Here is a 24540-nt window from a genome sequence, read left to right on the forward strand (position 1 = left end):
GTTTAATCAATGAATATCATGGATTTTTTAGCAAGAGTGAAGAGCATTTATCCATCCTTAACAAAGAGCGAAAAAAAGGTAGCTTCGTTTGTTTCCGAGAACTACCAGCGTATTGCTTTTTTGTCTTTAACGGAGTTTGCTGATGAATTTGGTGTCGGGGAAGCTACTGTTATTCGCTTTTTAAAAAAAGTGGGCTTTTCTGGATATCATGAATTCAAGACTACTATGGCAAAGCAATTACTAGACACAAAAGAGGTTAAAACAAATACTGAATTTGAAAAAACGTATCATGATATCGTTAAAATGCTAGATGAAACAAGATTGTTGACCAATGCAGAAAAAATAAAACAATCAGCTAATTTGATAAAGAACAGCAATGCAATCTATTTGTTTGGGATCGGCTTTTCAGCTTTGGCTGCACAGGGAGCACAGATTAGACTCATGCGCCTTGGATATAAAGCGTACTTTTTTTCGGAACAGCATACAAGAGTAGTATCATCTCATTTAATCGAATCTGATGACTTAACGATAGCATTTAGTGTTACAGGTGATACACGAGAGACGTTACAATGGTTAAGTAAGGTCAAGGAAAATGGGGCAAAAACGATCGCTATTACAAACCATTCACGGTCGCCTATTACTAAAATTGCTGAATTGATATTGTTTACTGCAGGAAAAGAAGTAGCACAAGAAGGAAGTACATTAATTACGGAAATGTCGCAGCTTTTTGTCGTTGAACAGATTTGTCATTACCTGCATGAAATTGATGGTGCTAGAATTGCATGGGCAAAGAAACAAATTTCTGAGTCCATTGATTAACGAAGACAAGTCATATTTAAGATGAACAATCCAGTTTAAGCCAATGTATAAAATTTATTCGCCTGTATCAAAGTAGAAAAAACCTAAGGTAAGCGGGTGGTTGCTATGTTGAACAGGCGAATTTTTCATGTTCTCTACAACCCTTGGGTGTCTTACCGCACCTTACATTCCGGGTGACAGGACAAGGAATGCTTCGGAAGCAATACATCGCGGTTTTTTCAAGGACAGGAAGTAGGGAGTGAAGGAAAAGTCCTACTAAATGAAGTTTTACTTTATTCTTCACAAAAAATCCCTAATAAAACAACCATGCTTATTTGGACTATCCAGCTAATTCCTTCGTTAAAAAGAAGGATGGTATGCTTTTTCAGTGGACGGTTACCAATTACGAGCGTAGTAATATATACTGCTAAAAATCCGCTCGCATTTGTTAAAGATCCAATACTATATACTAACAAATGCTAAAGTAAGTAATGAATACAAACTACTTGAGGCTAAAGACATAAGATTCTAACCCTTTACCACCTAAATTTCCAATAATTAAGCTGATTAATATTCCTCCACGTATTTGCTAAATAAATTACTCTAGCAATTCGATCAATGATGTTTGTTGATGCTGTTAAAGCAGCAACAAGGCGAATAGCTTACCAATTCCTCTGCACACCTCCAGCAAATAAAATAATAACGATTGCCATCATCCCAACCAGTTCCAGTAATTGTAGGATCATGTAATAAAAAAATGTTAATTGTATCGCTACCTAATATCATATTAATGGCAATAAAAAATACAAGAGATGGTGCATTAACTTTAGTTTAGTTGAAAATTTACCGCCTACTATGCTAATAATTAAAACTAAAGAGAAATAGTTAGAAAAAATAAATTGGTTTTAAAAACTTTAGATAATACCATGTATCTTCACCCTCTAATGTTTTTTTCCTTCCCTCGCAGTATGTGTGTACACTTGTTTTTGTGATGAATTTATTTTATTTATGCATTTTTATTCGTTAAAATAAATACATAAGAGCGTGTTTGAAAAGAGGATAAAAAGGACCAAGATCAGCTAAGATCGCAGCATTCTTGTTGGAACTCCGACACTAGTACGTCCTATCTAGTCGAAGTTTAGGGCGGCGATGTTTCGAGTACGCGCTTGTACAGGACGTACTGACTTCTACGTTGCCTACAGGACGTAGGCGCTTTAGTAGAAGATTCTTTAATAGATACATAAGTGCTAGTTTAGCTTTCTTGAGACTTATTCCCATGCAGGAAAAGTGTTTTTCTTCTCCAAGGAACGGAGAAAAAAGCCAATAAAGAAAACTTAGCTAGCCGCAAGCAGAGCGTAGACGATAGCCTTGTTGCACGTATACGTAGAACTTAAAAGGTTTTACTACGTTGAATGAACTTTAACGCAAAAATTTTATACGTTTGAACGACGAAGAAATTCGATGTTTCTTTTTAGCGTGCTTTTTGAACACCTCTATAAGCGATTGTTCAAAGAGTAAGGCAAAAGTGACAAAGCAAATATTGAATTTTCAATACTGAAGTTAAGTTTTTAATGTCTAACGTATATGTACAACAAGGACATTCCTTGTACTATAGGAAAGTATAAAATTTTATGGTTTATAGTATAAGAAAAACTACGGCTTTCGCTAAGGACTTGGCGATAAGCCAAGTTTTTCTAATCAAAAGCTTGGAAAACAGGCAAGTTTTTTATTGATTTGGAAACGTTATCCGTTTTTACATGGTGGATAAGTAGCTTCGTCGTCTAGCTTCTGTGCTCAAGCGCCTAGTAACCCGATCGCTTACACTTTTGTTCTTGACTTGTTTACTTGAAACATGCCCCCTCTCACCTTTTTTTGAACAAGCATATAAGTAATGATGGAGGAATAGCGATATGATAGCTTACTTACAAGATACAGTAACGCTTAATAATGGAGTTGAAATGCCAGGATTTGGGCTTGGTTTGTACAAAGTAGAAGATGGAAGTACAGTGAAAACAGCTGTTCAAGCAGCGCTGGAAACTGGCTATCGCTTGATTGATACCGCTTCTTTTTATGACAATGAAATAGGTGTTGGCGAAGCGATTCGAGAATCAAGAATAGCTCGCGATGAGTTATTCATTACAACGAAGATTTGGAATGATCAGCAGGGTTATGAGAATACGTTCAAAGCATTTGAGCTTAGTTTGGAAAAGCTAGGATTAGATTACTTAGATTTATATTTGATTCACTGGCCTGTAAAAGGTATGTACAAAGCAACTTGGCAGGCTATGGAGGAGCTATATCAAGCTGGCAAGGTTCGAGCAATCGGTGTTAGTAATTTTCACCAACACCATTTGGAAAATTTGCTGGAGGATAGTAAAATTATACCTGCTGTTAATCAAGTAGAATACCATCCGCATCTTACTCAAGTACCTTTACATGAGTTTTGTAATTCTCATCACATTCAACTGGAAGCATGGTCACCGTTAAAACGAGGTCAGCTGATTCATGATCCTCTCTTAGAAAGCATTGGCGAAAAATATGGGAAAACCGCCGCACAAGTAATTTTGCGATGGGATATACAAAATGAGGTTGTAACCATACCTAAGTCCATTAAACCGAAACGAATCAATGAAAATGCTGACGTATTTGATTTCTCACTAACGGAAGAAGAAATGGAGCAGATTAATAGTTTAAATATGAATGATCGCAGTGGCACAAATCCAGACAGCTTTGATTAAACCATTTTAAAATCTATCATCAAAACTTCTATTCCGGTGCAGGGATGGAAGTTTTTCTTGTACTATAGGAAAATATAAAACTTTAGGCTTTATAGTATAAGAAAAACGATAGCTTTCGCCATAAAGACTTGATGATAAGCCAAGTTTTTCTAGTGTAAATCTATTTATCACACATGTTACACACCGCCTGAAAGAGAATAAGAAGAAGTCTAAGAAGAAAAAACGGCTCTTAAATCCCAGATTCGTTTGGGGTAATAAGACAAGAAAAGCTTCGACAGCACCACATTTTACGCAGAAAAAGTGTTTTTCTTTTTCAAGGACGCCCGAGATTTTAGTTTTTGTTTTAAATCTCAGTAGGGAATGAATGAAGTTCCCTATGTGGATAGGAAATTTGAGTTTATCCCGCATGTAAGATGCCGTAAGACTCCCATTTCAAGAGTCTGAGTTGGTACAAAAAGGTGTAAGTGGTAGAAAACGGCATCTAAATGCCCGATTCGTTCAAGGGCCTTAGGTCATACCCTTCTAGGTACTAACATTCAGTAGGAGATGGAAGAAACTCCTGCTGAATGAAGTTTCACTTTATTCTTGACTTAGATCTTATCGTAAATCAAATCTATTAAAGTTGTTAGAAAATAACTATCCGAATAGCAATTAAACGGCTATTCTAAGCATTTATTTAGTTCAGCAGCTCCCTAAGATCAGATTAGCATAATTGTGATTGAAGGATGAATAAATACGGAATTTTTCCTTTCTCAATTACAAAAATACATTGAAGTATTTGATAATTAAGCATATAATAATGCGAAAGAAAGGTGGTAATAGATTTGGAAAAAGATTTGCGAATAAAAAGTCATGTCTTCAGTGATGGAGCAATGAGAGCCCCAAATCGTGCTATGTTACGAGCTGTAGGCGTTTCAGATGATGACTTCAAAAAACCGATGATTGGTATTGCTAGCACATGGAGTGAGGTTACGCCATGTAATATACATATTAATGACTTGGCGAAACAAGCAAAAGAAGGTGCTAGAGAGGCGGGAGGGGTTCCGTTAATTTTTAATACCATTACGGTTTCTGATGGAATTTCGATGGGAACGCAAGGTATGCGTTATTCTTTACCAAGTCGTGATTTAATTGGTGACTCGATAGAAACGGTAGTAGGTGCAGAAAACTTAGACGGGTTAGTTGCTATCGGTGCATGTGATAAAAATATACCAGGATGTATGATCGCCATTGCCAATGCAGAAGTGCCAGCTGTGTTTGTGTATGGAGGTACCATAGCTCCAGGATCAATTAACGGAAAAGATATCGATATCGTGTCTGTATTTGAAGGCGTTGGAAAACATAATAATGGCTTAATAGATGACGACGAGTTACGTCAGATTGAATGTCATGCGTGCCCGGGAGCCGGAGCCTGCGGAGGGATGTACACCGCAAATACGATGGCTTCAGCAATGGAGGCAATTGGAATGAGTTTACCAGGAAGTTCTTCCAACCCTGCAGAATCGAAAGAAAAAGCAAAAGATTGCGAGAATGCTGGAAAAGCTGTTTATCATCTACTTGAAAAAGGCATTTACCCAAAGGATATTATGACAAAGAAAGCATTTGAAAATGCAATAACAGTTGTTATGGCTTTAGGCGGTTCTACCAATGCCATTTTACATTTACTTGCTATCGCTCATGCTATGGAAGTAGACTTAAAGATGGATGATTTCAATCGAATCCAAGAAAAAACACCGCATCTTGCTGACTTAAAACCGAGTGGTAAATATGTGATGCAGGATTTACACAGAGTTGGTGGTGTACAAGCTGTCATGAAAATGCTGTATGAAGCTGGCTATTTACATGGAGATTGCTTAACTGTAACCGGAAAAACGATTGCTGAAAATATGAAGGATGTACCATCTTTAAAAGAAGGCCAAGCTATAATTATGCCGTTTGATCATCCAAAGCGTAAGGATGGTCCATTAATCGTTCTAAAAGGCAACTTAGCTCCTAGTGGTGCTGTTGCTAAAGTATCCGGGGTAAAAGTCAGCCGTCATGTGGGTCCTGCACGAGTATTTAATACAGAAAAAGAAGCAACAGAAGCTGTTATGAATAATCAAATTAAAGAAGGAGATGTACTTGTTATTCGTTATGTTGGACCAAAGGGCGGACCTGGAATGCCAGAAATGCTATCAATCTCCGCAATTTTAGTAGGAAAAGGTCTGGGAGAAAAAGTTGCTCTCCTAACGGATGGCAGATTTTCTGGCGGAACGCATGGTTTAGTCGTCGGTCATATTGCTCCAGAGGCTCAGGATGGAGGGCCGATTGCTTTCTTAGAAGAAGGCGATATGGTTACGATCGATTCTACTAAAAAAGAAATTTCGTTTGCAATTACGGAAGAAGAGTTACAGAAAAGAAAGCAACACTGGACAGCGCCTCCTTTGTATAAAAAAGGTGTGTTAGGAAAATACGCACATAATGTTTCCTGTTCCTCAATTGGTGCAGTTACTGATTTTCTCGATAAATAAACGAAAAGATTAGTATATCGGGCAGCTAAATGGTTTTAAAGGCTTATTATAAAGCGCAGTATATTAAGTTAATATATTGCGCTTTGTTGTTTTTAAAAAAACACTATATTAATAGTGTTAATTGCGATATATTACATTGTAAAGAAAATGTAATATATCCTCTGCTTTATTATAATTAATGTGTTGTAAGCGCATACAATAAATGAATATATCTAAAAATTTTAAAATACCTGTTGACTCTTGTTTGAAAACAGTATATTATTAACGGCAATATCAAAGAAATCTTACAACAAACAATAATTTTTCGTATTTCACTAATTGTATTTTTTGAAAAGTTAAACAAAAAACAAACTGAAAATTTAATTATTATAATGCGATGACGGGAAAAAAGGAATATAGCCAAATGTATTTACAGAGATCCGGGGGTGCTGGAAGCCCGGAAATACAGTATATTCTGACATCATCTCTGAGCGCCGGACTGAACGGGTCACTTAATAGGCCGGCCAGGTGCATTTACTTATGTATCTGTTATCCAAATGAGTTTTAATTGATTTTTGGATGCCTATCAAGACATAGCATAAGAATCAACTAAACTCGCTAAGTTAGTATTCGCGAGAATGCTAAAAAACTGGGTGGTACCGTGAAAGGCAGCGCTTTTCTCCCCAAACACTGTAAATTTATGTGCAGTTAGGGAGGAGGGCGCTTTTTTTGTACTATGGAAAGTATAAATCTTTTGGCTTTATAGTATAAGAAAAACTATAGCTTTCGCCATAAAGACTTGGCGACAAGCCAAGTTTTTCTAATAGCTAAATATCAGGTTGGTGAAATGTTGAATAAATCCATACAGCTCTGATTGAGCGGGATTTTCATATTAAAAAATTATTCTATCTAAAGGAGGCATGCAGTAGTGGAGGTTGAGGCAAAGCATGAAGTGGAAAGTACAAAAAAATTAGAAACGGGTGCAGATGTGTTAATTGACGCATTAGTCAAAGCTCGAGTCGATACTATTTTCGGTTACCCAGGCGGTGCTGTGTTACCAATTTATGATGCAATTTATCGCAGTAATGCTCCCTTTGAACATGTGCTTTCTCGCCATGAACAAGGGTCTATCCATGCAGCAGAAGGCTATGCACGAGTTACAGGGAAGCCAGGAGTTGTTATTGCTACTTCCGGTCCGGGAGCGACCAACCTGGTAACAGGAATAACAGATGCAATGATGGATTCGTTGCCAATCGTTATTTTTACAGGTCAGGTGGCTAATACTGTCATTGGAACGGATGCATTTCAGGAAGCTGATATTATGGGGATCACAACACCGATTACAAAATATAATTATCAGGTTACTGAGTTGTTAGAATTACCAAGAGTTGTAAAGGAAGCATTTCATATTGCTTCTACCGGAAGACCGGGACCGGTTGTTGTGGATATCCCAAAAGATGTTTCGTCCCAGCTTTCAACAGCTGTATACGATGATCATTTTGAACTTCCTGGTTATCAGCCAAATAAAACACCAAATCCTCTACAAATAGTTAAACTGATGGATGCTTTGGCAAAAGCGAAAAAACCAATGATTTTGGCAGGAGCAGGAGTAATTTTTGCTAACGCAAGTAATGAGTTAAAAGCTGTTGCAGAAAAGCTTAAGCTTCCTGTAGCTAATACGTTGCTTGGTTTAGGCAGTTTCCCAGGTTCTCATGATTTATCGCTCGGGATGGCTGGAATGCATGGAACTTACGCAGCAAATATGGCTTTATATGAATGTGATTTATTAATTAACATTGGAGCACGTTTTGACGACCGCCTAACCGGTAACCTCAAGCATTTTGCTCCAAAAGCGAAAGTTGCACATATCGACATTGATCCAGCTGAGATTGGAAAAAATGTACCGACCGAAATTCCGATCGTAGCAGATGCAAAAGAAGCTTTAAACGCATTGCTGTTAAGTAGTTCAGCAGAACCAATCAATCCCAAAAACTGGCGGAATCATTTAGAAAAATATAAGCGAGATTATCCGCTGTGGTATGACAGATCTAATGGATATATTTCTCCACAATGGCTGCTTGAGCAAATATATGACATCACAGAGGGAAAGGCAATTGTGACAACTGATGTTGGTCAGCATCAAATGTGGGCAGCACAATACTATCGATTTGAAAAACCGAATCGTTGGGTAACTTCAGGAGGACTTGGAACAATGGGCTTTGGTTTCCCAGCAGCAATTGGAGCACAGCTAGGCGCCCCAAATGACTTAGTGGTATCGATCGTCGGGGATGGAGGATTTCAAATGACTTTCCAGGAACTTTCGGTTGTCAAAGAAAAGAAGCTACCGATTAAAACGATTATCGTAAATAATCAGGCACTGGGAATGGTGAGACAATGGCAGGAAACTTTTTATGAAGAACGATATTCTGAATCTATATTTATGGAAAATCCTGATTTTGTAAAATTAGCAGAGAGCTATGGAATTCGTGGAATGCGTGTTGAAAGCGAAAAGGATGTGCCGCTTGTATTGCAAGAAGCGTTTGCCTATGAAGGTCCTGTTGTAGTCGATTGTCGTGTAGAGCAAGAGACCTGTGTATATCCGATGGTTGCTCCAGGAAAGGGAATCCAAGAAATGATCGGGGTGAGAAAATGAGGCGTATTATCACTGCCACGGTGCAAAATCGAAGTGGTGTGCTTAATCGAATAACAGGGATGTTGTATAGAAGACAGTTCAATATCGAGAGTATTTCAGTTGGCGCATCGGAAACAGAAGGACTCTCCAAGATGACATTTGTTGTCGATATTGAGGATCATCAGAAACTGGAGCAGTTAACGAAACAATTAAATAAACAGATCGATGTTTTAAAAGTGTCAGATATTACAGATAAAGCAATCGTAGCTAGAGAATTAGCACTTATTAAAGTTGTCGGAAGCGGACAATTACGAGCGGAAATACAAGGAATTATTACGCCATTTAGGTCATCCGTTATCGATGTGAGTAGAGATAGTTTAACGATTCAAGTAACCGGAAAACCTGACAAGATAGATGCACTTATTTCTTTATTAAGACCTTATGGAATAAAAGAATTAACAAGAACCGGTGTCACTGCATTTTTACGAGGGCAACAGCCGGCTCAAGTGACAGAAATAAATTCATTTACGATTTAAAAAACAGGGAGGAAATAAACATGTCAAAAGTACTTTATGAAAAGGATATAAATACAGAAGTTTTACAAGGAAAGAAAATCGCAATTATTGGCTATGGTTCACAAGGTCATGCGCATGCACTAAACTTGAGAGAAAGCGGATTTGATGTCGTTGTAGGTTTGCGTCCAGGAAAATCGCAAGTAAAAGCAGAAGAGGATGGCTTTAACGTACTTTCTGTAAGAGACGCTGTCAAGCAATCGGATGTAATTATGATTTTACTTCCTGATGAACTGCAAACAGCGGTTTATAAAGAAAGCATTGAAGCAAATCTGAAGCCGGGTAATGCTCTTGCTTTTGCTCATGGATTTAACATTCATTTTAGCCAAATTGTTCCACCTTCTAATGTAGATGTATTTCTTGTAGCTCCAAAAGGTCCGGGCCATTTAGTGCGACGTACCTATGAGGAAGGGGCGGGTGTACCAGCACTTTATGGAATCTATCAGGATGTATCGGGAAAGGCAAGGGACATTGCATTGGCTTATGCACAGGGAATTGGCGCGGCACGTGCAGGGATTTTGGAAACAACTTTCCAAGAAGAAACAGAAACAGACCTCTTTGGGGAGCAAGCAGTGCTATGCGGTGGGGTTACCAGCTTGATCAAAGCAGGTTTTGAAACATTAACAGAAGCTGGTTATCAGCCAGAAGTAGCGTATTTTGAATGTTTGCATGAAATGAAACTAATAGTGGATCTTCTCTATGAGGGTGGATTGGAAAATATGCGTTACTCCATTTCAGATACGGCACAATGGGGAGATTTTGTTTCTGGACCACGGGTAATTAATGATGAAACAAAAGCAAGAATGAAAGAAATTCTAACAGATGTGCAAACAGGTGCATTTGCTAAAGGGTGGATTTTAGAAAACCAAGCTAACCGTCCACAATTTAATGCCATAAATGCAAAAGAAAATCAACATCCAATCGAAAAAGTAGGGAAGGAGTTACGTGCATTAATGCCTTTTGTTTCGGAACCGTTACAAGCAAAGAAAAATAAACAAAAGGATGTGAATGTCCATGTCACGAATTAAAATATTCGATACGACACTTCGAGATGGCGAGCAGTCCCCTGGGGTGAATTTGAATAAATTAGAAAAGTTAGAAATAGCAAAGCAATTGGAACGGTTAGGTGTTGATCGGATGGAAGCAGGTTTTCCTGCTTCTTCCGAAGGGGATTTTCAAGCGGTAAAAGTCATTGCAGATACGATTAAACATACATCTGTTACTGCATTGGCAAGAACGGTAAAGTCAGATATTGATATCGCTTGGGAGGCACTGAAGGGGGCTGATGAACCTTGCCTTCATATTTTCTTGGCAACCTCTCCCATCCATATGACCTATAAGCTAAGAAAGACACCAGATGAGGTTATTGCAACGGCTACAGAAATGGTGGCTTATGCCAAAAAGAAGTTTCCACAGATAGAATGGTCAGCAGAAGATGCCTCACGATCAGATTGGAGTTTTTTAGCACAAATTGTTGAAAAGGTAATCGATGCTGGCGCTACAGTTATTAATCTTCCAGACACAGTTGGCTATACAACACCGAAAGAATATGGAGATATGTTCAAGTTTATTCGTGAAAATGTTTCGAATATTGATCAAGTTACTTTATCTTGTCATTGTCATAACGACCTTGGAATGGCGGTGGCAAACTCGATTGCAGCTGTTGAAAATGGGGCAACGCAAATTGAAGGAACCATTAATGGCATTGGTGAGCGAGCCGGTAATGCAGCACTGGAAGAAATAGCAGTTGCTTTAAACATTCGTTCTGATTTTTATTCATTTCAAACAAACTTAAATCTAAAAGAAGTTAAGCGCACAAGTGATATGGTAGCTAAGCTGACAGGGATGTATATTCAGGCAAATAAGGCGGTAGTTGGAAGAAATGCGTTTGCTCATGAATCGGGTATTCATCAAGATGGCGTGCTAAAACATGCTTCAACCTATGAAATTATTACGCCAGAGCTTGTCGGAGTCAATGCCAATACACTATTTTTAGGAAAGCATTCCGGACGTCATGCATTTAAAGAAAAGGTTGCGGAGCTTGGCATAGAGCTTTCCGAAGATAATATTTACAAAGCGTTTGCAGCTTTTAAACAGCTTACAGATCATAAAAAAGAAGTTACAGATGACGATATTTTTACGATTATTACTGAAATTCAAACGAATACAGCTTCTGTCGATAAATATAAGCTGGAAATGTTTCAAATACAATACGGCTCGAATAATATTCCAACTGCAGCTGTTGAGCTAAAAACGCCTGCTGGAAAAGTAGTTAAAACAGCATGTACCGGAAATGGAAGTGTAGAGGCACTTTATAGAACATTAGAAGCTTTAACAGAAGAAGAAACAAAACTTATTGATTACCAGATAAACTCCGTAGGCGGAGGCAAGGATGCACTTGCTGAATCACGTGTTCAGCTGATGGTGAATGGGAAAACAGTGAACGGAAGAGGATCGGCACAAGATGTTATGGAAGCATCTGTGCAAGCATATTTAAATGCAGTAAATCGCTATATTATTCAACAAGTCAACACAGATAAGCAGAAAGTGGTTAAATCACATTAAAAGGGAGGAACTCATGTGGATAAGAAAATTGCTATTCTTCCTGGCGACGGAATCGGGAAGGAAATCATGGAATCTGCAATCCGAGTGTTAGAAACGATTGCAGCAGATTTTAATCACCAATTTACTTTTGAGGAATATGCCATTGGTGGGCAAGCGATTGATCAATATAATGACCCATTACCAGAAGCTACGGTTCAAGCATGTGAAGAAGCAGATGCTGTACTGTTAGGAGCTGTTGGCGGAGAAAAATGGGATTCACTGCCTGGAGACAAACGTCCGGAAAAGGGGCTTTTAGGAATCCGCAAAACATTAGGATTATTTGCTAACTTACGTCCTATAAAAGGATTTGCCCCCTTACTGCATGCTTCTCCTTTGAAGGAAGAAGTTATTAAAGGAAGCGATATTTTAATAATTCGAGAGCTGACAGGTGGTTTATATTTTGGTGAACCGAAAAAGCGTGTGGATGATGGCAATGCCGCAGTTGACACATTGTACTATACTCGAATGGAAATGGAACGAATTATTGATACAGCTTTTCAAACTGCAAGAACGAGAAAGAAACAGTTGACATCTGTTGACAAAGCGAATGTCCTAGAATCAAGCAGACTTTGGCGAGAAGTCGTAGAAGAAAAAAGCAAGCAGTATCCGGATGTAACAGTAAATCATTTGTTAGTAGACGCTGCTGCAATGAAGCTAATTGCTAGTCCGCAGCAATTTGATGTTATTGTAACTGAAAATTTATTTGGTGATATTTTGAGTGATGAAGCATCCGTATTAACTGGGTCATTAGGCATGCTACCATCAGCTAGCATACGATCCGATGGAGTTGGCCTATACGAGCCTGTTCATGGTTCAGCCCCAGACATCGCCGGAAAAGGGATAGCCAATCCATTGGGAATGATTTTATCCGCGGCATTGATGCTTCGCCAATCCTTTGGTATGGAAAAAGAAGCAGATGAAATTGAAAGAGCAGTGCAAAAAAGTCTTGACCAAGGATACCATACTTCTGATTTGAATATAAAAAATGGAACAATCGTTGGTACAAAAGAAATGACAGATATTGTTATTAATAATCTATCAAGCAATGAAGCATCTAATTGTATTTGTAATTCATATGCATAAAACTGGAGGTGAAATAAGTGGGAAAGCCGAAAACGATTATCGAGAAGATTTGGAATAATCATATTGTTTATCAAAAGTCGGGAAAGCCCGATTTACTCTATATTGATTTGCACTTAGTCCATGAAGTGACTTCTCCGCAGGCCTTTGAAGGGCTACGCTTAAACAATCGTAAAGTGCGCAGACCTGATTTGACTTATGCAACGATGGATCATAATGTTCCAACTAAAAATAGGGATGTTATTAAAGATGAGATTTCTCGTAAGCAAATGGAGACATTGAAGCGAAACTGTTTAGAGCATAATATTCCATTAGCAGATATGTTCCATCCTGATCAAGGAATTGTCCATGTCATCGGTCCAGAATTAGGGTTGACTCAACCCGGTAAAACAATCGTTTGCGGCGATAGTCATACTTCAACCCATGGCGCTTTTGGTGCACTGGCTTTTGGAATCGGTACAAGTGAAGTGGAGCATGTATTAGCAACGCAAACGATTTGGCAGGAACGGCCAAAAACGTTAAATGTTCATGTAGAAGGTGACCTTGAATCAGGAGTTACGGCAAAAGATTTGATTTTAGCAATTATAGCTAAGTTTGGAGTACGTTTTGGCACAGGTTATATCATTGAATATACGGGAGATGCGATTAGAAAGTTATCGATGGAAGGTCGTATGACCGTTTGCAATATGTCGATTGAAGCCGGAGCCAGAGCGGGGTTAATTAGTCCAGATGAAACTACGATTGAATATGTCCGAGGAAGAGCCTATGTTCCAAAAGGAGAAGCATTTGCAAAACGTACGAAAGAATGGTTGAGTTTAGCGACAGATGAAGGAGCGGTATATGATCACCAAGTAACGATACGCGGAGATGAGGTAGAGCCGCAAGTTACATGGGGAACAAATCCTTCTATGTGTGTTCCCGTGAGCGCATCAACTCCTAGCTTGGACCAAACTGAACACCCGGAAGATATAAAGCGGGCTTTAGAATATATGGGGTTGGAAGAGAATCAGCCAATTTCTTCGATTGAAATAGACCATGTGTTTATAGGTTCTTGTACGAACTCACGTCTAAGTGATTTGCAGCGAGCAGCGAGCATGATTAAAGGAAAAAAAGTGCATCCAAATGTACGGGCTATTGTCGTACCAGGCTCTTTTAGCATTAAACTCCAAGCTGAACGCGAAGGTATTGACGAAATTTTTAAAAATGCCGGGTTTGAATGGCGCGATGCCGGTTGCAGCATGTGCTTGGCAATGAATGATGATGTTGTTCCACCCGGTGGACGCTGCGCTTCTACCTCCAATCGTAATTTTGAAGGCAGACAAGGGAATGGCGCTCGTACCCATCTTGTAAGTCCGGAGATGGCGGCGGCAGCAGCGATTGAAGGGCGCTTCGTAGATGTTCGAGACTATGCGGGTGCGGTGTTGTCGAGTAGTTAGTTAACCAAAACATCTGTATCACTTTCCGAAGGAGGTAAAAAAGTGGAAGCAATTCAAACTCATAAAGGGCTTGTTTATCCTTTAAATCGAACAAATATAGACACAGACCAAATTATTCCAAAGCAATTCTTAAAGCGAATTGAACGAACTGGTTTTGGTCAGTTTCTCTTTTACCATTGGCGTTTTGATGATGATGGCAATAAACGTAAAGATTTTAGCTTAAATGAAGATCGCTATCAGGAAGCAACGATTTTACTTGCGGGTGAAAACTTCGGCTGTGGATCTTCTAGAGAACATGCACCTTGGGCTTTATTGGATTATGGTTTTCGCGTTATTATTGCTCCAAGCTTTGCGGATATTTTTTATAATAATGCGTTAAAAAATGGAATCATTGTGATTCAAGTTGACGATAAGCAAGTTCAATACTGGATGGAGAAAGCAGAAAAAGGAACACTCGTTTTAGAAGTGAATTTAGAAACACAACAAATTATCGGGGAAGATAATGCATATCATTTTGACATACCAGCATACCATAAACAGAAGCTGCTGAATGGTTGGGATGATATTGCTCTTACTTTACAGCATGAGGACAAAATCTCTCTCTATGAAAATAGTATGAGATCCTAAATAAACTTAACGATACAAGGAGTGTGGGGAAATTGGGGATTGCTTAACAGGTGAAAAGGTATATTATGCGATGCAGCGTCTTGCTCCAATCGTGCATCGAACACCATTATTAACATCACAAACGACAAATGATTTTTTACAGAAAAAAGTTTACTTTAAAATGGAAAATCAGCAGAAAACGGGTGCCTTTAAATTTCGAGGTGCTACATTCAAGTTAATGCAGCTGACAAAACAGCAATTAAAAAATGGCGTTATCACTGCTTCTGCTGGGAATCATGCACAGGGTGTCGCTTATGCTGCAGCCAAATTAGGTGCAAACGCAACGATTTTCATGGCTGAAAAAACACCTTTAGCAAAAGTAAATGCAACTAGAAACTATGGAGCAGAAGTTGTTCTTTCCGGGGAAACGTTTCAAGAAGCATATGAAGCTTCCCTTGAACATCAATTGCGGACAGGAGCAGAATATATTCATCCATTTGATGATTATGATGTGATGGCCGGACAGGGAACAATTGCAATGGAATTGTTAAGACAGGAAGATCGATTAGATACGATTATAGTTCCAGTGGGTGGCGGTGGCCTGATAAGTGGAATTGCCGTTGCTGCAAAGCATGTCAATCGTAATCTGAAAATTATTGGTGTGCAAGCCAGTGGGGCTGATGCAATGTATAGAAGCTATCATACAGACGTAACTGAAAATTTACGTTCAGTTAAAACGATTGCTGAAGGAATTGCAGTTAAAAAGCCTGGTCAGCGAACACTGCCTATCATTAGAGAATATGTAGACGACATGGTTACTGTTTCGGATGAAGAAATTGCTGCATCCATTGTCTATATGCTGGAGCGTAACAAAACGTTGATGGAAGGGGCAGGCGCTGCCGCGATAGCTGCCTTATTCGCCCATAATAAGCAAATCAACTCCAGGCATTGCGGGGTCATTGTTAGTGGAGGAAATATGGATATTAGTACAATGCCAAGAATACAGCAGCTAGCTGAACGATTACATGATCCCGTACTCGTTCACTCATAAAATTAAAAAGAGGCTGGGACAAAACTAAAACAGCTGATTAAAAAACGAACAATAAATCGTCCTTGTGTATACGCAAGTTTTTAGCGTAGTCAAAATATGTAGACTCCTGCGGGAATAGCTCGAGCTGAAGATCCCGCAGGAAAGCGATCTTTGCTTTCCGAGGAAGCTGAGGCCGTGCCCGCGGAAAGCGAAATAGTTTGACGTAGCGATGATAGGAATTTTTTTAACACAAACAAACCGAACAATTATAAATGAATTGTTCGGTTTTTGCTATTTAGTATTTGCTTATGTCCCAGCCTCTTTTTGTATTAAGAGTATAATTTTTTTAGCAACTGTTAATTCTCCGTTTTAAATTTTTAAGTATAAGAGAATTTAGATAATCTTCTGTGCTAAAGACTTAGCTTCCAGCCAGATCTTGGTTATTCCACATCTAAAAAGTCGTAAGCCCACTCTATCACAACAATGGGAAAAGTGGGAGATAACGGCACTAAATCCCTATTCGTTCATATCGTAGGACAAGAAAAAACCACGACAGCAACACATCGCACGCAGAAAAAGCGCTTTTCTTTTTTAAGGACAAGGAAAGCTACGTCAGCAACGCATCGCACGCAGAAAAAGTGTTTTTCTTTTTCAAGGACAGGAAGGACTACGACAGCAACGCATCGCACGCAGAAAAAGTGTTTTTCTTTTTCAAGGACAAGAAGGACTACGACAGCGATACATCGCACGCAGAAAAAGCGCTTTTCTTTTTCAAGGACAAGGAAAGCTACGTCAGCAACGCATCGCACGCAGAAAAAGTGTTTTTCTTTTTCAAGGATAAGGAAAGCTACGTCAGCAACGCATCGTACGCAGAAAAAGTGTTTTTCTTTTTCAAGGACAAGAAGGACTACGACAGCGATACATCGCACGCAGAAAAAGCGCTTTTCTTTTTCAAGGACAAGAAGGACTACGACAGCGATACATCGCACGCAGAAAAAGCGCTTTTCTTTTTCAAGGACAAGAAGGACTACGACAGCGATACATCGCACGCAGAAAAAGCGCTTTTCTTTTTCAAGGACAAGGAAAGCTACGTCAGCAACACATCGCGCGCAGAAAAAGTGTTTTTCTTTTTCAAGGACAAGAAGGGCTACGACAGCGATACATCGCACGCAGAAAAAGCGCTTTTCTTTTTCAAGGACAAGGAAAGCTTCTCGATAACGCCGCGTCACGGTTTGTCAGGGGCGTTGCGATTTTAGCTGGTGTCAGGTCTTACCTCTCTTTTTTAATATCATTACAGCTTCTGTCCATAATATTTATCGATTGAAAAGCCCCTTCCTAATATTTCTGAAGCATTTAGGAAAATCACAAAGGACTCCGTTTCTTCTTGTTGTAAAATTTTTTTCAAATGTACTGCTTCTTGCTTTTCAGCAACACAAAGAATCATTGTTTTATCTTGATCAGAATAACCACCAACTGAACGCACCTTTGTTAAACCACGGTCAAGCTCGTTTTGAATGAGAGATTGAATTCGTTCCTCGTTTTCTGTAATAATCATGATTAGTTTAGTAGCGGCAGTTTGAAGCTGAACAATATCGATCGTTTTACTCGTTATATAAATACACATTAAGGCAAACAACGTTAACTCGATATTAAATACAATAATAGAAGAGATTACAACTAAGCCATCAACGATAAATTGTGAATAACCGCTAGATAAACCGGTAAACTTTTTAACAATCTGGGCGATTGCTGCTGTTCCACCGGTTGAACCATTTCCTTTATAGACAACACCTAATCCAACCCCAAGTACTATCCCTCCATAGACCGCCCCAAGCAATGGATTGGTAATAGCGAAGGGAATATCGGAACTTAACCAAATAATAAAAGGCACCCAAAATGTCCCAACAAGCGTTTTCCAGCTGAAATCCTTTCCGAGCGCCAACCAGCCAATAAAAAATATCGGAATATTAATGATAAATTGTACATAAGCAGGACTTAAATCATATAATTCAAAGAGAATCGTACTAACTCCGGAAATCCCCCCAGCAGCTAATTTAGCTGGCAGTATAAATATGTTATAGGACAAACCGACAAGCGTTGCTCCAAAGATGATTTGTGTATATGAAATTACTGATTTGTTCATTTTTTGTGTTATTGCTGTCATATCATAGATCCCTTCCCTAACTCCTACTAACGGATATAATTCTAACATGAAGGGCTCCTACTGTCGACTTCCACAAATGGAGGATTCTATAAAGATTTAAATGTATTATTGCATAACAGCAGGCTTTTTTTCTTGAATTTGTTTAATAACAGTATCCGTAAAATTAGCAATGATTTTTGGAAGAATGGCACGTAAAGCAGAGTTGATAATTTTTCCTGATAAACCTTTCATGGTAATGGTAAGGGAACCAATAATTTTTGTTTGTTTACTGCAGAGTTTTTCTGCTTGAAAATACCCTTGGCCTACAAGTTGTTTACTAGTATTTGATAACGTAAAAGCTACTTTCTCTGGCTGTCTCCATTCGGTAATGAAGATGGATAACTGAACCGTTTTCTGTATAGCTCCAATATCCCCTTTACATATCCAAATTGATTGTTCATTATTGATTATCGTATGGCTTTGATACCCGGGTACTAGTGGTGCCCAATTATTCATGTCGCTAATAAAATTCCAAATCTCATCAATTGGAATCATAACCTTTCTTTCACAACTGCTACTTGGCAACTTACAATTACCTCCTTTAAGTGCGTGTTCAAAAAAGGGATAAAAAGGACCAAGAAGTTCGAGGTGACGTAGTTTCGAGTAGCGTACTTGTACAGGACGTACTGACTACTACGTTGCCTACAGGACATAGGTACTTTTAGTAGAAGATCCTTTAGTAGATACACGAGCACAGGATGGCTTCCTTAAAACTCGATCCTACAGTAAAAGTGTTTTTCTTTTCCAAGGAACGGATAACAAGCCAACGATAAAGTTCAATGCGTTTTTCCCCGGACTTTTTGAACATTCTCTTTCATGTTATATACATACTCCATACCCTCTAATTTATATGCATAAAAGTAAAAAATTAGTATACCGTTTTCTAAAAGTTTTATCCCGCATCGAAGGCTCCGTAAGACTCCCGCTTCAAGAGTGATAGAGGATACAGAGAAGTCTAAGTAGCAGATAATCCCTATATAAATGCTCAATTCGTTCGGTGACAGGACAAGGAAAGCTTCGACAGCAACACATCGCACGCAGAAAAAGTGTTTTTCTTTTTCAAGGACAAGGAAAGCTACGATAGCAACACATCGCACGCAGAAAAAGTGTTTTTCTTTTTCAAGGACAAGGAAAGCTACGACAGCAACACATCGCACGCAGAAAAGTGTTTTTCTTTTTCAAGGACAAGGAAAGCTACGACAGCAACACATCGCACGCAGAAAAGTGTTTTTCTTTTTCAAGAACACGGTATGCTTCGAAAGCAATACACCGCACGCAGAAAAGTGCTTTCCTTCAAGGAGAAGTAAGATTTCTTGATGAAGCACCGCACGGAGAAAAAATGCTTTCTTTTTTCAAAGACGTTTCGATTTTAGCCTTTGTTCTACTTCTATCAGTAGGGATGGAGGAAACTCCCGCTGGTTTTACTTTATCGGAGTGCTTCAACAATAGTCCAGCAACAATTAAACCTTCTTTCACAACGGTCTTATCTACATACTATATGCTGTACATCGGCAAAAGAGTAAGTTTCTTTTTAACATCTCTTTTTGAAGAACGAAAGCGCAAGTACCTTGGTCAGAACAGGCAAGCGCTGGAACTCCGAGGAGCAGATCCACGTCCTTGAGCAGGCTAGGATCTAGGTAAATTTAAAACAAAAATCATTCCCAATGAATTAAATTTATAATTTCTTTAATTTTCCAGAGAACAAGGAATATGTGAACAATTCATGGATAAAGGAAAAGATAACTTGCTTATTATTAGGCTAGGTTGTAGGATGTGTGGTAGAAATGGACAAAATGAATGTTTATAATGGAAGACATCATCAATTTTTAAGGAGAGAAAGAAAAATGAGTATATTAGTTTTAGGTGGTGCAGGATATATTGGTTCACATGCTGTTTATCAATTAATTGATAAAGGTAAAGATGTTATTGTCATTGATAATCTTGAAACAGGCCATCCACAAGCCGTTCATCCACAAGCTAAATTCTATGAAGGGGACATACGTGATATAAATTTTCTAAGAACTGTATTTAAACGTGAATCCATTGAGGCGGTAATACATTTTGCTGCTAACTCGCTTGTAGGAGAGTCCATGGAGCAGCCCTTAAAATATTTTGATAATAATGTATATGGTACACAAGTATTGCTGCAAGCAATGACTGAATTTAATATTAAGTATATTGTATTCTCTTCGACTGCTGCCACGTATGGGGAGCCCGAACAAGTACCAATTACTGAAACCATGCCGACACATCCGACAAGCACATATGGAGAAACAAAACTAACCATGGAAAAAATGATGAAGTGGGTACAAAAAGCACATGATATTCATTATGTTTCGTTAAGATATTTTAATGTGGCGGGAGCACGGGAGACTGGAGAAATTGGTGAAGATCATCAACCTGAAACACATCTTATCCCAATTGTCTTACAAACAGCATTGGGAAAGCGTGATCATATAACTATTTTTGGCGATGACTATGATACAAAAGACGGCACTTGTATCCGCGATTATATACATGTGGAAGATTTGATCGATGCGCATTTACTTGCTCTTACTTATTTGCAGCGTGGCGGTCATAGTGATGTGTTTAATTTAGGTAGCAGCCAGGGATTCTCTGTAAAAGAGATTATTGATTCAGCTAGAAAAGTGACTGGAAAAGAAATCCCTGCTCAAATTGGAACAAGGAGAGCTGGTGATCCAAGCATACTAATTGCCAGCTCAGCAAAAGCTAAAAAGGTACTGGGATGGAATCCAGTTCGTACTTCTATTACTAAAATTATAAAAGATGCTTGGAACTGGCATATGAGCCATCCAGATGGTTATGATGGAAAGTAATTTATCCCGTATGTAAGGTGCCGTAAGACTCCCACTTCAAGAGCCTGAGTTGGTACGAAAGGGTTTAAGTGGGAGAAAACGGCACCTAAATACCCGATTCGTGAGAAGGGCCTTAGGTCATACCCTTCTAGGTACTAACATTCAGTAGGAGATGGAAGAAAACTCCTACTGAATGAAGTTTCACTTTATAAAATTGAAAGGTTAAAACCGATAATGTTTTTATTAAAAGAAGTAATGCTGGTTTTTATAGGTATCTGTTTTTATATAGTGGGTAGCTTTTTAAAAGTTGCTTCCAGTAAGACACTATCAAACTAGAATTATAAACTAGCTCGAAAACTGCATGAAGTTTTCGAGCTAGTTATATTTTATCCGTAATATATAATTATTTAACATGTCTTTTATATAATAACTCAATTTTTCACATTACGTGAAACCCCTTTCATTACTTTTCGATAACGAGAAGGTGTTTTATTTGTCATCCGCTTAAAAGCCTGTGTGAAAAAAGATTGTGATGAAAAGCCGGTAAAAGCTGCAATATGTGCTATTGAATAATCCGTTGTTTCCAATAGCAATTTTGCCTCTTTTATTCGAATGCGATTTAAATATTCAATTGGAGAAATTCCCATATCTTTTTTAAAGGTATGTGCTAAATAATATTTATTTATATGCCCAACACTAGCCAGCTTGTCCAGCGTAATCGGATCTCGGTAATTTTGATTCAGATAATACATGATAAAAGCAGAGATTTTATTCATATTTTGGGCTTCCGTTTTATTGACGGTTAATTGTTTTTCACGTATAAGTTTAATAATTAGTATTTCAATGATGTTTTGACAGATAATCTCATAATTTTTCTTATGCCCCTGTATTTCTTCTAATAATCTTTTAAGATAAAATAGGATATTCTCGCCATTGGCTTGAAAAACATATAAACCAAGCTGTGAATTTTCATTATCTTCTTTACTAAAGGAGAGTCCTTCAATTCCTAAAGCAATATATTCTAAAGAATCGTGTTTATTCGACTTTTCTGTATGAATTACATTTGGATTAATAATAACTAAATCATTTTCTTTTATAGGAAGCTCGCGGTTGGAAAGTACAAATGATCCTTTTCCTTTGACAATATAGAATAATTCAGAGAAGTGGTGAGTATGTTGTGTACTGTGCCAACCTTTATCGTACTCCGAGTGTGTTATATAAAGCAGTTTAAATGATGGCTTTATGTTTGTTGCATCTTTTACCTTATAAATTTCGTAAGACATCATTTCCTCTCCTTTTATCAAGTACTCAAAAAAGAACTTCTAAGTTTGGGTATGCTATTTCTAAAAACAATATGGATCTAATCCATTATCCAAGTTGGGCAAGCTAACGCACAGCAGTTTATCCCGTATGTAAGGTGCCGTAAGAATCCCACTTCAAGAGCCGAGTTGATACAAAAGGGTCTAAGTGGGAGAAAACGACACCTAAATGCCCGATTCGTTCAAGGGCCTTTAGGTCATACCCTTGCGGTACTAACATTTCTTGGGAAAAAGCATTCCAAGAAATGAAGTTTCACTTTATGGGGAGCTTTGAACATTTTCTAATAGTTGAACCCGCCTATACCTACTTTCTATTAAACGATAATTTAGCTAGAAATGGAAGGGCTTTACTAACTGAAAGCAAATGGTTTTGGAAAAATTTTATAGGCGTTCTTCTAAATAGCAATATTTCTAAAGAACTTAACAAGATGTTTATTGTGAAAGCGTTTTACAATGGATAGAATAGTAGTTAGCAAGGAACTTAATAAAAAGCGAAGGAGGCTTTATTAATGAAACGGATAAAATGGTTGCTCAGTTTATCACTAATTTTGGTAATTTTTAGTTTAGTGGCTTGTTCTGACGGTGGAAAAGAAGAAAAATCATCTGATAGTGATGGAGAAGGAAAAACGACCCTTCAAGTAGCAGCTTTAGAGTCTGCTTATGGAGCGGATATATGGAAAGACATTGCTAAATCATATGAAAAAGTGAACCCGGATGTGAAAGTAGAATTAACGATTGAAAAAAATCTGGAAGAAGTCGTACGTCCGAATATGCAGGCTGGTAAATATCCAGATGTTATGCTATTAGCAACGAATCGAGAAGAAGCTTTAACAGAAACGCTAATTAAAGAAAATAGGTTAAAAGATATAACCGATGTATTAGATATGGAGATTCCAGGAGAAAAAAACGCTGTCAAAGATAAATTATTGGAGGGTTTTACCGACACATTAGCTACAAATCCGTATAATGATGGAAAAATGTATCTAGCTCCAATGTTTTATAGTCCGACAGGTTTGTTCTACAATGCAGGATTATTTGCGGAAAAGGGCTGGGAAGTTCCAACAACATGGAATGAAATGTGGGAATTGGGAGACAAAGCAAAAGAAGAAGGAATCTCTCTTTTTACGTATCCAACTAGTAATTATTTTGATACCTTAATTGGTTCCATGCTTTATGCTGCCGGAGGGCCTGATTTTTATAGTTCTGCAATGACTTATAAAGACGGAATTTGGGAAACAGAAGAAGCCACACTTGTTTTGAAAACGGTTGAAAAAATGGCTGCTTATGTTCATCCGAACACAGTAGCGAATGCAAATCCTAATGACTTTACAAAAAACCAACAGCTGATATTGGATAATAAGACCCTTTTTATGCCAAATGGTAACTGGGTAGTGGATGAGATGAAGGAAGCACCAAGATCCGAAAATTTTGATTGGGGGATGACCTCCGTTCCAGCATTTGAAGAAAATGGTGATCGTTATGCATTTACTTTCTTTGAACAGATTTGGATTCCAAAAGAAGCCAAGAATAAAGAAGCCGCAAAAGATTTTATTGCATATATGTATTCCGATGAGGCAACCGATATTTTCTTAGAGGCCGGAGCAGTCCAACCGATAAAGGATATTACGGAAAAACTGGAAGGACAAAAGCAGATGTTTTATAGCATTTACGAAGAAGATAATGTCTTGCCTGCAATGGGTACCTTCGCTTCAACGAAACCAGTACCAGGAGCCAATATGGGAGAGACATTATATGGAACGATTGACAGTGTAATAAGCGGAAAAACAACGTATAAAGAATGGCAGGATAAAATCGAAGAAGTTAGTGATAAGTTAAGAGAAGCGATGAAATAATAAAGGTATTTGTATAAGGATGTTGGTAGGTTAAATGAGAAGCAGTTAGGAAGAGAATGAAAGCGTAATCTGGGTATCAAACCAAATTCAAAAGTTCACCATTACACAGATTTAACTGAGTTTCAGTGATGAGTGAAGGGTGGTTGTCTTTTCCTTACTGCTATTTCCCTTTAGAGGTTGTGCGAAAAAATATGCTACACATCGAATTTTTTCGCACGTTAGAACGTATAAAAGCTTCCCGCTCTAAGTTTATTCAATATAGTTAAGAATTTTTAATTTCTAAGTATACGTGTAACTATGCTATCGTCTATGCGCTGCTTACCGTTAGCTAAGTTTTCTTTATTGGTTCGCTTCTCCGTCTTTT

Annotated in this window: 18 protein-coding genes; 15 read left to right on the top strand and 3 right to left on the bottom strand. The window is 38.3% G+C overall.

What is annotated here, in order from left to right; genetic code table 11:
• Window positions 1-9: 9 nt before the first annotated feature.
• From KQI21_RS09260 to KQI21_RS09315, 12 genes are all read left to right on the top strand, one after another.
• A complete protein-coding gene (locus tag KQI21_RS09260; RefSeq protein ID WP_216483905.1) occupies window positions 10-819 on the top strand; it encodes a MurR/RpiR family transcriptional regulator in 810 nt (269 codons plus the stop codon).
• A 1889-nt stretch (window positions 820-2708) separates the two neighbouring features.
• A complete protein-coding gene (locus KQI21_RS09265) occupies window positions 2709-3536 on the top strand; it encodes an aldo/keto reductase (RefSeq protein ID WP_216483906.1) in 828 nt (275 codons plus the stop codon).
• An 824-nt stretch (window positions 3537-4360) separates the two neighbouring features.
• On the top strand, window positions 4361-6046 hold the full coding sequence (ilvD, locus tag KQI21_RS09270; RefSeq protein ID WP_216483907.1) for a dihydroxy-acid dehydratase: 1686 nt from the start codon (window positions 4361-4363) through the stop codon (window positions 6044-6046).
• A 907-nt stretch (window positions 6047-6953) separates the two neighbouring features.
• Window positions 6954-8678 (top strand): biosynthetic-type acetolactate synthase large subunit, encoded by a 1725-nt coding sequence (ilvB, locus tag KQI21_RS09275; protein WP_216483908.1) that lies wholly within the window; start codon window positions 6954-6956, stop codon window positions 8676-8678.
• Window positions 8675-9193, top strand: a complete 519-nt coding sequence (gene ilvN, locus KQI21_RS09280; RefSeq protein ID WP_216483909.1) for an acetolactate synthase small subunit — start codon at window positions 8675-8677, stop codon at window positions 9191-9193. Before ilvB ends, ilvN begins: the two co-directional genes overlap by 4 nt.
• 20 nt (window positions 9194-9213) lie before the next feature.
• A complete protein-coding gene (gene ilvC / locus KQI21_RS09285) occupies window positions 9214-10257 on the top strand; it encodes a ketol-acid reductoisomerase (RefSeq protein ID WP_216483910.1) in 1044 nt (347 codons plus the stop codon).
• The gene (locus tag KQI21_RS09290) at window positions 10244-11794 is read left to right on the top strand and encodes a 2-isopropylmalate synthase (protein ID WP_216483911.1); all 1551 of its coding nucleotides are present in this window, start codon (window positions 10244-10246) and stop codon (window positions 11792-11794) included. Before ilvC ends, KQI21_RS09290 begins: the two co-directional genes overlap by 14 nt.
• Window positions 11795-11809: 15 nt before the next feature.
• Entirely contained in the window at window positions 11810-12916 is a 1107-nt protein-coding gene (leuB, locus tag KQI21_RS09295) for a 3-isopropylmalate dehydrogenase (RefSeq protein WP_216483912.1), read from the top strand.
• 17 nt (window positions 12917-12933) lie between these two features.
• A complete protein-coding gene (leuC, locus tag KQI21_RS09300; RefSeq protein WP_216483913.1) occupies window positions 12934-14349 on the top strand; it encodes a 3-isopropylmalate dehydratase large subunit in 1416 nt (471 codons plus the stop codon).
• Window positions 14350-14391: 42 nt separating this feature from the next.
• A complete protein-coding gene (leuD, locus tag KQI21_RS09305) occupies window positions 14392-14976 on the top strand; it encodes a 3-isopropylmalate dehydratase small subunit (RefSeq protein WP_216483914.1) in 585 nt (194 codons plus the stop codon).
• Between the two features lie 70 nt (window positions 14977-15046).
• A complete protein-coding gene (ilvA, locus tag KQI21_RS09310; protein ID WP_216483915.1) occupies window positions 15047-16006 on the top strand; it encodes a threonine ammonia-lyase in 960 nt (319 codons plus the stop codon).
• A gap of 617 nt (window positions 16007-16623) precedes the next feature.
• Window positions 16624-17241: a hypothetical protein gene (locus tag KQI21_RS09315; RefSeq protein ID WP_216483916.1), complete on the top strand. Its 618-nt coding sequence runs from the start codon at window positions 16624-16626 to the stop codon at window positions 17239-17241.
• A gap of 35 nt (window positions 17242-17276) precedes the next feature.
• Here KQI21_RS09315 and KQI21_RS09320 read toward each other — a convergent pair whose 3' ends face one another.
• Window positions 17277-18149 (bottom strand): YitT family protein, encoded by an 873-nt coding sequence (locus KQI21_RS09320; RefSeq protein WP_373687656.1) that lies wholly within the window; start codon window positions 18147-18149, stop codon window positions 17277-17279.
• A 105-nt stretch (window positions 18150-18254) separates the two neighbouring features.
• A complete protein-coding gene (locus KQI21_RS09325; protein WP_216483917.1) occupies window positions 18255-18713 on the bottom strand; it encodes an SRPBCC family protein in 459 nt (152 codons plus the stop codon).
• Between the two features lie 521 nt (window positions 18714-19234).
• On the opposite strand from KQI21_RS09325, the gene KQI21_RS09330 reads away from it, so the two are divergent.
• Together KQI21_RS09330 and galE are read left to right on the top strand one after the other, a co-directional pair.
• Window positions 19235-19495 (top strand): hypothetical protein, encoded by a 261-nt coding sequence (locus KQI21_RS09330; RefSeq protein ID WP_216483918.1) that lies wholly within the window; start codon window positions 19235-19237, stop codon window positions 19493-19495.
• Window positions 19496-20032: 537 nt separating this feature from the next.
• Window positions 20033-21025, top strand: coding sequence for a UDP-glucose 4-epimerase GalE (gene galE / locus KQI21_RS09335; protein ID WP_216483919.1), 993 nt, complete (start codon window positions 20033-20035; stop codon window positions 21023-21025).
• A 410-nt stretch (window positions 21026-21435) separates the two neighbouring features.
• Here galE and KQI21_RS09340 read toward each other — a convergent pair whose 3' ends face one another.
• Window positions 21436-22287 (bottom strand): AraC family transcriptional regulator, encoded by an 852-nt coding sequence (locus tag KQI21_RS09340; protein ID WP_216483920.1) that lies wholly within the window; start codon window positions 22285-22287, stop codon window positions 21436-21438.
• Window positions 22288-22832: 545 nt separating this feature from the next.
• Between KQI21_RS09340 and KQI21_RS09345 the strand changes: the two genes are divergently transcribed.
• Window positions 22833-24176, top strand: a complete 1344-nt coding sequence (locus KQI21_RS09345; RefSeq protein WP_216483921.1) for a carbohydrate ABC transporter substrate-binding protein — start codon at window positions 22833-22835, stop codon at window positions 24174-24176.
• The last annotated feature ends 364 nt before the right edge of the window (window positions 24177-24540 follow it).

Origin of the sequence: Virgibacillus proomii (genome assembly GCF_018916875.1) — a bacterium.
Lineage (GTDB): Bacteria > Bacillota > Bacilli > Bacillales > Amphibacillaceae > Virgibacillus > Virgibacillus proomii_B.

Coding starts and splice junctions, on each gene's coding strand:
- KQI21_RS09260 (WP_216483905.1), top strand. CDS start 10: ATGAATATCATGGATTTTTTAGCAAGAGTGAAGAGCATTTATCCATCC.
- KQI21_RS09265 (WP_216483906.1), top strand. CDS start 2,709: ATGATAGCTTACTTACAAGATACAGTAACGCTTAATAATGGAGTTGAA.
- ilvN (WP_216483909.1), top strand. CDS start 8,675: ATGAGGCGTATTATCACTGCCACGGTGCAAAATCGAAGTGGTGTGCTT.
- ilvC (WP_216483910.1), top strand. CDS start 9,214: ATGTCAAAAGTACTTTATGAAAAGGATATAAATACAGAAGTTTTACAA.
- KQI21_RS09290 (WP_216483911.1), top strand. CDS start 10,244: ATGTCACGAATTAAAATATTCGATACGACACTTCGAGATGGCGAGCAG.
- ilvA (WP_216483915.1), top strand. CDS start 15,047: ATGCAGCGTCTTGCTCCAATCGTGCATCGAACACCATTATTAACATCA.
- KQI21_RS09320 (WP_373687656.1), bottom strand. CDS start 18,149: ATGACAGCAATAACACAAAAAATGAACAAATCAGTAATTTCATATACA.
- galE (WP_216483919.1), top strand. CDS start 20,033: ATGAGTATATTAGTTTTAGGTGGTGCAGGATATATTGGTTCACATGCT.
- KQI21_RS09340 (WP_216483920.1), bottom strand. CDS start 22,287: ATGTCTTACGAAATTTATAAGGTAAAAGATGCAACAAACATAAAGCCA.
- KQI21_RS09345 (WP_216483921.1), top strand. CDS start 22,833: ATGAAACGGATAAAATGGTTGCTCAGTTTATCACTAATTTTGGTAATT.